The 10362-nt window shown below is 70.5% G+C and carries 9 protein-coding genes and 1 pseudogene; all 10 read right to left on the minus strand.

Going from position 1 to position 10362, the window contains the following annotated elements; all coding sequences use genetic code 11:
- Positions 1-1074 (minus strand): MCE family protein (locus tag GA0115240_RS06785; RefSeq protein ID WP_093735748.1); only part of this gene is annotated, 1074 nt, incomplete at its 3' end.
- On the minus strand, positions 1074-2207 hold the full coding sequence (locus GA0115240_RS06790; protein WP_370673289.1) for an MCE family protein: 1134 nt from the start codon (positions 2205-2207) through the stop codon (positions 1074-1076). The genes GA0115240_RS06790 and GA0115240_RS06785, both read right to left, overlap by 1 nt.
- The gene (locus tag GA0115240_RS06795; RefSeq protein ID WP_093735749.1) at positions 2204-3553 is read right to left on the minus strand and encodes an MCE family protein; all 1350 of its coding nucleotides are present in this window, start codon (positions 3551-3553) and stop codon (positions 2204-2206) included. Before GA0115240_RS06795 ends, GA0115240_RS06790 begins: the two co-directional genes overlap by 4 nt.
- Positions 3550-4677, minus strand: coding sequence for an MCE family protein (locus GA0115240_RS06800; RefSeq protein WP_093735755.1), 1128 nt, complete (start codon positions 4675-4677; stop codon positions 3550-3552). The genes GA0115240_RS06795 and GA0115240_RS06800 overlap by 4 nt, the downstream gene beginning before the upstream one ends.
- Positions 4674-5705 (minus strand): MCE family protein, encoded by a 1032-nt coding sequence (locus GA0115240_RS06805; RefSeq protein WP_093735750.1) that lies wholly within the window; start codon positions 5703-5705, stop codon positions 4674-4676. The genes GA0115240_RS06800 and GA0115240_RS06805 overlap by 4 nt, the downstream gene beginning before the upstream one ends.
- Entirely contained in the window at positions 5702-6967 is a 1266-nt protein-coding gene (locus GA0115240_RS06810) for an MCE family protein (protein WP_093735751.1), read from the minus strand. The genes GA0115240_RS06805 and GA0115240_RS06810 overlap by 4 nt, the downstream gene beginning before the upstream one ends.
- Positions 6964-7851, minus strand: a complete 888-nt coding sequence (locus GA0115240_RS06815) for an MlaE family ABC transporter permease (RefSeq protein WP_237554664.1) — start codon at positions 7849-7851, stop codon at positions 6964-6966. The genes GA0115240_RS06810 and GA0115240_RS06815 overlap by 4 nt, the downstream gene beginning before the upstream one ends.
- 3 nt (positions 7852-7854) lie before the next feature.
- A complete protein-coding gene (locus GA0115240_RS06820; RefSeq protein ID WP_093735752.1) occupies positions 7855-8661 on the minus strand; it encodes an MlaE family ABC transporter permease in 807 nt (268 codons plus the stop codon).
- Entirely contained in the window at positions 8658-9644 is a 987-nt protein-coding gene (locus GA0115240_RS06825; protein ID WP_093735753.1) for an ABC transporter ATP-binding protein, read from the minus strand. Before GA0115240_RS06825 ends, GA0115240_RS06820 begins: the two co-directional genes overlap by 4 nt.
- Positions 9645-9661: 17 nt before the next feature.
- Positions 9662-10362: pseudogene (locus tag GA0115240_RS36685) on the minus strand (hypothetical protein); the annotation flags it as partial.

The following is a 10362-nucleotide window of genomic DNA, read 5'->3' on the forward strand; positions in this document are numbered from 1 at the left end:
CCCGGACGATGCCGGGGCGGCGCAACGGGCGGCGGTGTTCAGCGCGGTGGCGGGGGCGTCGGTGTCCAGACCGTTGCGGTAGTCCGTGCCGCTGTAGCCGGAGGTACAGGGCAGCGGCGAGAAGAAGGTGACGGCCATCCCCAGGTGCAGCTTCCCGTGGCCCACCGCGGTGGACCCGGCCGCGACCACCGCGGGCACCTTGACCAGGAACTCCTGGATGCCGTTCTGCCGGGTGACCGCCACATCGGAGGTGGTCAGCAGATTGGCCAGCACCACGCTCAACTGCGGACCCACGTCCCGCAGCAGGGCGGTGACCTGCCCGGCCGCCTCGGGCGCGGCGGTGATCAGACGGCGCAGATCCGTGTCGGAGGAGTCGAGTTGGGCGGCGAGTTGACGGGCGCTGTCCGCGAAGGAGGTGATGGCGTCGCCCTCGTCCGCCTGGGTGCGCAGCACCGTCTGGGCGTCGGTGGCCAATTGGGTGTCGGCGGGCAGATTGGCGTCGGCCGCGGAGATGAACCGGCCGCTGGCGTCCAGCAGCGCCTGCAGGTTGGCGGCCTGCCCGTTGAACGCTTTTCCGAACTCGTCGACCACCGTGCGCAGCGAGTCCAGCGGGACGGAAGCGGTGAGGTTGTTCACGCTGGTGAGCAGATCGGTGACGGGCGCCGGGATGCGGGCGTCGGCCTGGGCGATCTGTGAACCGTCGCGCAGGTAGGGGCCGTTGTCGGTGCTGGGCCGCAGGTCGATGTACTGCTCGCCGACCGCGGACAGGCTGGCGACGACGGCTTGCAGGTGGTCCGGGATGCGCGGGGCCGAGTCGTTGATCCGCAGCGACGCCTCGACGCCGTCGTCGGTGAGCCGGATCGGGCCGACCCGGCCGACCGAGACGCCGCGGTAGGTGACGTTGGCGTGCTCGTACAGGCCGCCGGCTTCGGGGAGTTGGACCTTGACCGTGTAGTAGCCGCGCAGGCCGACGTAGTGGCCGAGATCGGCGTAGCGCACGCCGAGGTAGCCGAGCACCAGCACGGCGATGACGACGAAGGCGATGTTCTTGACGACCGTGGTCCGGGTCAGCATCAGCGGCCCCCTGCGGAGGTGACGGGGGGCAGCGGCAGCGGGATGCCGGCGGCCCGGCCCAGCGATTTCTGGACCTTGTTCCGGGTCGCGAGCGAGTCGTCGGTGGGAGCGGGGGGCGGGTAGACGTTCTCGTCGGCGGGCATCAGGGGGATGAGCTGGGTGCCGGGCACGGCGGTGATGTGCAGATAGACGTTGAGGTAGTCGCCCTTGACGCCGCTGAGCACCTGGTCGGTGAACGGGTAGGTGAGCAGCACCTGGAGCGAGTCCGGCAGGTCCTTGCCCGCGTCGGCGAGCCGTTGCAGGGTCGGCGCGAGGGCCTTGAGGTCGGCGACCATGTCGTCCTTGCTCCGGTTGACGGTGTCGACCGCGACGCCGGACAAGGTGTCCAGGGAGCGGAGCATGGTGACGAGCGAACCGCGCTGCTGCTCGAGCACTTTGAGGCCTGGGCTGAGTCCGGTCAGGACGGTGCCGATCTTCTGGTCGCGGGCGGCGAGGGTGGCGGACAGTTCGTTCACGCCGTCGAGCGCGTCGGTGATGTCCTGCTTGTGGTGGTCGAGGTCGGTGACCAGGGTGTCGACCTGGCTGAGCATGTCGCGGATCTGCGGCTCGTTGCCGGTGAGCGCTTTGTTCAGCTCGACGCTGATGGTCTTGAGCTGCTGGATGCCGCCGCCGTTGAGCAGCAGGGACAGGGCGCCGAAGACCTCTTCCACCTCGGGGTTGCGGTTGGTGTGCGAGGCCGGGATGACCGCTCCGGAGCGCAGTTGCCCGGTGGCGGGCTCGTTCGCCGGGGGCGCGGTGAGCTGGATGTACTTCTCGCCGAGCAGGCTGGACTGTTCGAGGTGGGCGTAGGCGTTGCCGGGCAGTCGCACATTGCCGTTGACCTTCATCGTCACCATCGCCGACCAGCCGTCGGCGGCGAGCGCGATGCCGGTGACCCGGCCGACCGCGACGTCGTTGACCCGGACCGATGCCTGCGGTACCAGGTCGAGCACGTCCGCGAATTGTGCCTTGACGGTGTAGGGGTGGCCGCCGAGGGCGGCGCCACCGGGCAGCGGCATGTTCTGTACGTCCAGGGAGCAGCCGGTGAGGGCCAGGGCGAGCAGGCCGCCGGCCGCGGCGTGGCGGAACTTCACTGGGCCCCTCCCTTCGTCCGGCCGTGTTCGGCGGAGGACGGGTGGGGCGCGGGCCGCGCGGGGGGCGCGGCACCGTAGACCGTGCCGACCGGCGGCAGGGGCAGGGGCAGTGTCGTGCCGCCCGGGCCGACCGGGACCAGCCCGGCCTCGGAACTCGCCGCCGAAGGTGCCGCCGAACTCGCCGCCGCGCCGGGCACGGTGCTGCTCGGGGTATCCGCCGGCGAGCCGGTCGCCGGGCCCGTCGGGGCGATGTCGCCGCCCATGCTCAGCTCGTTGATGTCGGCGCGGCCGTCGAGGGTGCCGTGCTGCGGGTCGTACGCGTTCAGCAGGTTGTCGGCGGCCAGCGGCGCGGTGTCGAGCAGTTCGGCCAGCGAGGCCCGCTGGTCGACGAGGGTCTGGGTGATGGGGGCGAGCTTGGTGATGCTGGCCTTGAGGCGGTCGCGATTGTCCTGGATGAAGGTCTTCACCTGGCCCAGTGCGGTGGACAGTTGCTGGAGCGCCCCGCCGAGGTCCTCCTTGTCGTCGGCCAGGAAGCCGGTGACGGTGGAGAGTTGCTCGGCGGCGGTCTTCACCTTGCCGTCGTTGTTCTTCAGCATGGTGGTGAAGGACTGCAGATAGCTGAGGGTGGCGAACAGGTCGTCGCTGTGGCTGTCGAGGGTTTTGCTCGCCTGGCCGAGCTGGTCGATGCTGTCGCCGATGGCCTTGCCGTTGCCGGACAGGTTCTGCGCGCCGGTGTCGAGCAGCCGGGACAGCGCGCCGGTGGCGTTGGCGCCGTTGGGGCCGAGGGCGTCGCTGAGCTGGGTGATGCTGTCGTAGAGCTGGTCGATCTCGACCGGGGTGGCGGTGCGCCCGGCCGGGATGACGGCGTGGTCCTTCAGCCGCGGACCGCCGGTGTAGGCGGGGGTGAGCTGGACATAGCGGTCGGCGACGACGCTCGGGGCGACCACGACCGCGCCGGCGCCGGCCGGCACCTTCACCCCGTGGTCCAGGGTGAGGGCGACCTTGACCTGCTTGCCCTGCGGCGTCACCGAGTCCACGGTGCCGACCTTGACGCCGAGGATGCGCAGGTCGGAGCCGGCGTAGACGCCGACGGCCCGGTCGAAGTAGGCGGTGACGTGCTCGCCGCCGGGCCCGGCGAAGGCGGCCAGGCCCGCGGCGGTCGCCGCGCCGGCCAGCAGTGCCAGGGTGATGCCGAACGCGAGCCACCGCCGGGTGGACCGGCCCAGCCGGGCGAACCGGCCGGACCCGGCGGAGGTCCGCAGCCGGGTGGGGCGGCGGAACCAGGTGGACCGGAGCGGTCCGTCGGAACCGCGCTGGCGGCGGTGCGAACGCCGGAAGGCGCTCATGATCCTGCTCCCGTCACCTTGGGCGGCATGCATCCGGTGGGCGGCGGGAAGCCCGGCGGCAGATAGCTCTTGGGCACCAGCCCGCACAGGTAGCTGTCGAACCAGCGGCCGTTGCCGAGGGCGTTGCCCACCAGCCGGTAGTAGGGGCCGACCAGGGCCAGGGCCTTGTCCAGGCTCGACTGGTTGGCCAGCAGCACCGTGGTGACCCGGTCCAACGCATCCAGCGTCGGGGCGAGTTGGCGGTTGTTGTCGGCGACCAGGCCGGTGAGCTGCACGCCGAGGTCCTGGGTGCCGGTGAGCAGCGCGTGGATGGCGTCCCGGCGGCTCTGGATCTCGCCGAGCAGCAGATTCCCGTCCGAGATGAGCGTCTGGAAGCGCCCGTTCTGGTCGGACAGGGTCTTGGTGAGCTGTCTGCTGCCGCTGAGCAGGTCGGCGAGCTGCGCGTCGCGGCTGGAGATGGTCCGCGACAGCGACGACAGGCCGGTGGCGGCGCTGCGGACCGAGGACGGGGTGTCCTTGAAGGTGTCGGAGATCGCCTGGAAGCCGGCCGCGAGCTGCTGGGTGTCGATCGCGCCGAAGGTGCGGCCCAGGCCGTTGAAGGCCTGGGTGACGTCGTACGGCGAGGTGGTGCGGCTGCTCGGGATGCGCTGGGCCGGGTCCTGGGCGCGGCTGCCCAGCGGGTCGAGCGCGAGGTATTTCTCGCCGAGCAGTGTCTTGATGCCGATGGCGGCGGTGCTGGCGTCGCCGATCCAGGTGTGGTCGACCTGGAAGGTCACTTTCACCTTGCCGCCGTCCAGGCCGACCCCGGTGACCTTGCCGACCTTGACGCCGGCCACCCGTACCTCGTTGCCGGAGCGCAGCCCGGCCGCCTCGGTGAAGTCCGCGGTGTACGTCCGGCCGCCGCCGATCAGCGGCAGCGCGTCGGCGTTGTAGGCGGCCAGGCCGACCAGGGCGAGCACCAGCAGGCCGACCGCGCCGACGACCACCTGGTTGCGGTCGCGCAGCGGCCGGAAGAGCGGCCGGCCGCGGCGGGCCGGGTCGCGGAAGGGCAGCCGCAGGCGGGGCCGCGGCAGCGTGCGCAGGCGGGCGGGGAGCCGGGCGGCGCTGATCCGGGGGCGGTTCATGACCGGCACCTCGCTTCGGTGATCGGTCGGCCGGTGGGCGGCTTGCTGCCGTCGGAGGTGGTCAGTCCGGTCACCGTGGCCTGGCAGAAGTAGAGGTTGAGCCAGGAGCCGTAGGAAGCCAGCCGGCCGACGTCCTGCAGCTTCTGCGGGGTGGTGGTGAGGAACTTCTGCAGCTCCGGTGTGCTGTCGGCCAGGTTGGTGGACAGTCGGCCGAGCTGGGCGATGGAGTTCTTCAGCGGTTGCCGGCCGTCGTCCAGCAGTCCGGCGGTGCTGGTGGTGAGTTGCGAGATGGCGGTGATGGAGTCGCCGATCGGCTGCCGGTCGCCGGCGAAGCCGGTGACGAGCTGCTGGAGGGTGGTGATCAGGTCGTTGAAGCCGGCCTCGCGGGCGTTGACGGTGGCCAGCACCGAGTTGAGGTTGTCGATGACCTGGCCGATCACCTTGTCCTTGGCGGCGAGCGTGGTGGTGAGCGAACCGACGTTGCTGAGCAGGCTGTCGACGGTGCCGCCCTCGCCCTGGAGGACCTGCACGATCTCGCCGGCCAGTTGGTTGACGTCCTTCGGGGACAGTCCCTCGAAGAGCGGCTGGAAGCCGTTGAAGAGCTGGGTGAGGTCCAGCGCCGGGGTGGTGTGGTCCAGCGCGATGGTCCCGCCGGGGTGCAGGACGGCGCCGACCGGACCGGTGCCCTGTTCCAGGTCGATGTAGCGCTGGCCGACCAGGTTGAGGTACTTGATGGTGGCGGTGACCGACGCCGGCAGGGTGCGGTCGCGCTCGACGGAGAAGTGCACCTGGGCGACGCGTCGGTCCACGACCTGGACCGAGTCGACCTGGCCGACCTTGACGCCGGCGATCCGGACGCTGTCGCCGGAGGCCAGGCCGGTGGTGTCGGTGAAGCGGGCGTTGTAGCCGGCGGTGTCGCCGACTCCGGCGCCGGCGATGCTCACCGCGAGCACGGTGGTGGCCAGCGCGGTGACCAGGATGAAGATCAGCGATTTGACGACGGGCCCGACGAGGCTGCGGCGCTTCATTTCACCGTCACCTCCGCCCCGCGGAAGACCGGCCCGGTCAGCAGGCTGCTCCAGTCCGGCAGCGACTGCGGCGAGGCGTGCTCGGCGGGCGCGAGCAGTTCGTCGACGAGTTCGTTCTCCTGGGGCGAGTTGGCCAGCGGGGTGGTGCCGCGCCCGGTGTACGGCACCGGGTAGCACTGCGGACCGCCGTCGGCGTCGTAGACCGGGGTGTCCTTGCCGGGCAGGTATTTGCCGAGGGAGGGCACGGTGGTGACGTCCACGTGCAGCCCGGGGGTGCCGGTGCCCTTGCCGAGGGCCTTGTCCATGTCCGGCACGAAGTCCGCCAGCGTGCGCAGGGTGCAGGGGAAGGCCGGGGCGTACCTGGCCAGCAGCCGCAGGGTGCCGCGGCTGTCGGCGGACAGCCGGATGAGGTTGTCCTTGTTCTGCCGCAGGTAGCTGGTGAGGTCCTGGGAGGTGGCGGTCACCGAGCCGTACAGGCTGCTCAGATTCGCCTGCTGTTCGGCGATGGTTCCGCTGGTTTCGGTGAAGTCCGTCAGGGCCTGCACGATGTCGGGCGCGGCGGCGGCGTAGACGTGGCTGACGGTGACGAGCTGCTTGATGTCGTTGTTGAGGGCGGGCAGTTGGGGGTTGAGCTTGGTGAGGTAGCGGTCCAGCTCGACGAGGGTGGTGCCGAGTTGGGCGCCGCGGCCGTCGAGCGCGCCGGCCACCGCGTTCAAGGTGGCGGCGAGCTTCTGCGGCTGGACCGCGGTCAGCAGCGGCATCAAGTTGTCCAGCACCTGCTGGAGTTCGACGGCGTCGCTGGACTTGTCCTGCGCGATGGTGGCGTCGGCGGCGAGCGCGGCGCCGCCCGCGGGGGCGCCGGCCGGCGGGACGAGGGCGACGAAGCGTTCGCCGAACAGGGTGGTGGGCAGCATCTGGGCGGTGACTCCGGCCGGGATGCGGTGCAATTGGCCGGGTTCGATGGCGAGTTCCAGCCGGGCGCCGTCACCGTCGGCGTGGATGGACTTCACCCGGCCGACGACGACGCCGCGGACCTTCACGTCGGCGCCCTGGTGCATCTCGTTGCCGACGGTCCCGGCGTCCACGGTGACGGTCGCCGAGTCGGTGAACTCCTTGTCGTAGACGGCCACGGCGAGCCAGGCCAGCAGGCAGGGCACCAGCAGGAAGACGATCCCGGCGGTTCTGCGCCGGGCGGTGGCGCCGGGCCGGTTGCGGCGGGGCGGGGGCGGCTGGGCGCCGGGGCGGATGTCGAAGCTGCTCATCCGGCGACTCGCACGGTGGTGGTGGCGCCCCAGATGGCCAGGCTGAGGAAGAAGTCGGTGATCGAGATGATCACGATGGCGTTGCGCACCGAGCGGCCCACCGCGATGCCGACGCCGGCCGGCCCGCCCTTGGCGGTGTAGCCGTAGTAGCAGTGCGCGAGGATCACGATGACGCTGAAGATCAGCACCTTCAGCCCGGACAGCAGGACGTCGGCCGGGGACAGGAAGAGGTTGAAGTAGTGGTCGTAGGTGCCGGCCGACTGGCCGTTGATCCAGACGGTGACCAGCCGGGAGGCGACGTAGCTGCTGAGCAGGCCGATGCCGTAGAGCGGGATGATCGCGACGACGCCGGCGATGATCCGGGTGGTGACCAGATAGGGCATGCTGCGGATGCCCATGCCCTCCAGCGCGTCGACCTCCTCGTTGATGCGCATGGCGCCGAGTTGGGCGGTGAAGCCGGCTCCGACGGTGGCCGACAGCGCGAGGCCGGCCACCAGCGGGGCGATCTCACGGGTGTTGAAGTAGGCGGAGATGAAGCCGGTGAAGGCGGTGGTGCCGAGCTGGTTCATGGCCGCGTAGCCCTGCAGGCCGACGACGGTGCCGGTGGCCAGGGTCATGCCGATCATGACGCCGACGGTGCCGCCGATCACGCCGAGGCCGCCGCTGCCGAACACCACTTCGGCGAGCAGGCGCTGGACCTCCTTGAGGTAGCGGCGCAGGGTGCGCGGGATCCACAGGACCGCGGTGAGGTGGAAGATCAGGTGGTCGCCGGTCTCGTCCAGCCAGTGCAGCCAGCGGCCGGCGTCGAAGCGGGGGCGCCGGCGCGGCGGCGGGGGCGGTCCGGGCGGCTCGGCCGGGGGCGCGTCCTTGTCGAGGAGGGCCATCGCTCAGGCTCCCTTCTGCGGGACGAGCTGCAGATAGATCGCGGTGAGCACCACGTTCACCAGGAACAGCAGCAGGAAGGTGATGACGACGGACTGGTTGACCGCGTCGCCGACGCCCTTGGGGCCGCCTTTGGGGTGCAGGCCGCGGTAGGCGGCGACGATGCCGGCGATGAAGCCGAAGATGAGCGCTTTGATCTCGCTGATGTAGAGGTCGGGGAGCTGCGCGAGGGCGGAGAAGCTGGACAGGTACGCGCCGGGGGTGCCGTGCTGGACGACGACGTTGAAGAAGTAGCCGCCGGCCGTGCCGACCACCGAGACCAGGCCGTTGAGGAAGACCGCGACGAGCATGGTGGCCAGCACCCGGGGCACGATGAGCCGCTGCACCGGGGAGACGCCCATCACCTCCATCGCGTCGAGTTCCTCGCGGATCTTGCGCGAACCGAGGTCCGCGCAGATCGCGCTGCCGCCGGCGCCGGCGATCAGCAGCGCCACGATCAGCGGGCTGGCCTGCTGGATGACGGCCAGCACGCTGGCGCCGCCGGTGAACGACTGGGCGCCCAACTGCTGGGCGAGCGAGCCGACCTGCAGGGCGATGACGGCGCCGAACGGGATGGACACCAGGGCGGCGGGCAGGATGGTGACGCTGGCCACGAACCAGAACTGCTCGATGAGTTCGCGCAGTTGGAAGGGCCGTCGGAAGGTGTCGCGGACCGTGGTGGCGGCCAGCGACAGCAACTGCCCGGTCTGGCGCAGCGCTCCGCTGCCGGGGACCGGCCGGCGCGGTGCGGCGGCCCGTACGGGTGCGGTCATACCGGCTCCCCCCGTACGGGGACCGCGCGGAAACCGGACTGGATGGCCTGCCGTGCGTGCGGGGGCAGTTGGTCCCACATCTCCAGCACCCGGGCCCTGCGGCGCTGTACGGCCTGGCGGGGCGGGAGACCGGGGCTGGGTTCGAGCTGGGGCACGATCCGGGGCGGCGCCGGGGCGGCGTCACCCGGGTTGAGCTGCTCGCGGGCCAGCGTCGCCTCGTCCTTCTCCTCCGACATGCCGATCGGGCCGGCCCGGCGCCCGCTGAGGAACTGGCGGACCACCGGTTCCTCGCTGGTGAGCAGCAGTTCGCGCGGGCCGAAGGCGACCAGTTCGCGGCGGAAGAGCATGCCCATGTTGTCCGGGACGGTGGCCGCGATGTCGAGGTTGTGGGTGACGATCAGCATGGTGGCGTCGATCTGGGCGTTGAGGTCGATGAGCAGTTGGGACAGGTAGGAGGTGCGGACCGGGTCCAGGCCGGAGTCCGGCTCGTCGCACAGGATGATCTGCGGGTCCAGCACCAGGGCGCGGGCCAGCCCGGCCCGTTTGCGCATGCCGCCGGAGATCTCGCCGGGCAGTTTTCCCTCCGAGCCGACCAGGCCGACCATGTCGATGCGTTCCATCACGATCCGGCGGATCTCCGACTCCTTCTTGCGGGTGTGCTCCCGCAGCGGGAAGGCGATGTTGTCGAAGAGGTTCATCGAGCCGAACAGCGCGCCGTCCTGGAACATCAGGCCGAAGAGCTTGCGGGCCTCGTAGATGTCCCGTTCGGGGCTGTTGACCATGTCGACGCCGCCGACCAGCACCCGGCCGCGCTCGGGTTTGAGCAGCCCGATCACGGACTTCAGAAAGACGGTCTTGCCGGTGCCGGACGGGCCGAGCATCACGCTGACCTCGCCGGGCGGCAAGGTGAGCGTCACGTCGTGCCAGACGGTCTGCGTGCCGAAGGACTTGGTCAGCCCCTCGACGACCACTTCGATTCCCATCGCGCCTCCCGGAGCGTTCAGTGGTGGGGCGGGTCGGGGAAGGCGATCTCGGGATCGCAGCCCGTCTCCGCGATGGGAACGCACAGCGGACCCTGGATGAGGTTGAGCGAGTTGCCGTGGCCGGAGATCGCCGAGGTGAACAGCTGGTCGAAGTTCTCCCCGTGCGAGCCGCAGCCGGCGAACCGCGGTATGAAGAGGTCGTCCTGGGCCAGCGGGCCGCCGGTCTGGACGCTGTAGTCCTGCGGCCGGGTGGGGATGCCGGTGAGCGAACTGCGGTCGTAGCCGACGAGTTTGATGTCGATCGGGTCGACCGTGTGGCAGTTCGGGCCGACGTCGAGCGGGGTGCCGTTGACCTTGACGTTGTACAGCCGCATCTGCTGCCGACCGTAGATGGTGGTGGTGCTGATGGTGCCTTCGGTACCGGAGCCGACCGTGATCACCGTCATCAACCCGATGGGCTCCAGGGTCAGGTCGGCGCTGACCGGCATGAAGCCGTAGACGAGGAACGTCGAGTGGATCGGCGGGAGCACCAGCTTGGCGATCGAGTCGATCTCGAAGTACCACTGCAGCGGGTCGTCGGAGGAGAAGTCGCTCCAGGTGCTCTTCTGCACGATGGTGGCCAGTGTCGGGTGCCGGTTCAGGTCGTTGACGACGGCGGCGCCGTTCAGCTTGCCGATGTTGGAGTAGCCGGTGATGTATCCGCACTGCGAGAAGGGCG

It is taken from the genome of Streptomyces sp. DvalAA-14 (assembly GCF_900091855.1).
In the GTDB taxonomy this organism is placed as follows: Bacteria; Actinomycetota; Actinomycetes; order Streptomycetales; family Streptomycetaceae; genus Actinacidiphila.

Coding starts and splice junctions, on each gene's coding strand:
- GA0115240_RS06800 (WP_093735755.1), bottom strand. CDS start 4,677: ATGAACCGCCCCCGGATCAGCGCCGCCCGGCTCCCCGCCCGCCTGCGC.
- GA0115240_RS06815 (WP_237554664.1), bottom strand. CDS start 7,851: ATGGCCCTCCTCGACAAGGACGCGCCCCCGGCCGAGCCGCCCGGACCG.
- GA0115240_RS06820 (WP_093735752.1), bottom strand. CDS start 8,661: ATGACCGCACCCGTACGGGCCGCCGCACCGCGCCGGCCGGTCCCCGGC.
- GA0115240_RS06825 (WP_093735753.1), bottom strand. CDS start 9,644: ATGGGAATCGAAGTGGTCGTCGAGGGGCTGACCAAGTCCTTCGGCACG.
- GA0115240_RS06805 (WP_093735750.1), bottom strand. CDS start 5,705: ATGAAGCGCCGCAGCCTCGTCGGGCCCGTCGTCAAATCGCTGATCTTC.
- GA0115240_RS06795 (WP_093735749.1), bottom strand. CDS start 3,553: ATGAGCGCCTTCCGGCGTTCGCACCGCCGCCAGCGCGGTTCCGACGGA.
- GA0115240_RS06810 (WP_093735751.1), bottom strand. CDS start 6,967: ATGAGCAGCTTCGACATCCGCCCCGGCGCCCAGCCGCCCCCGCCCCGC.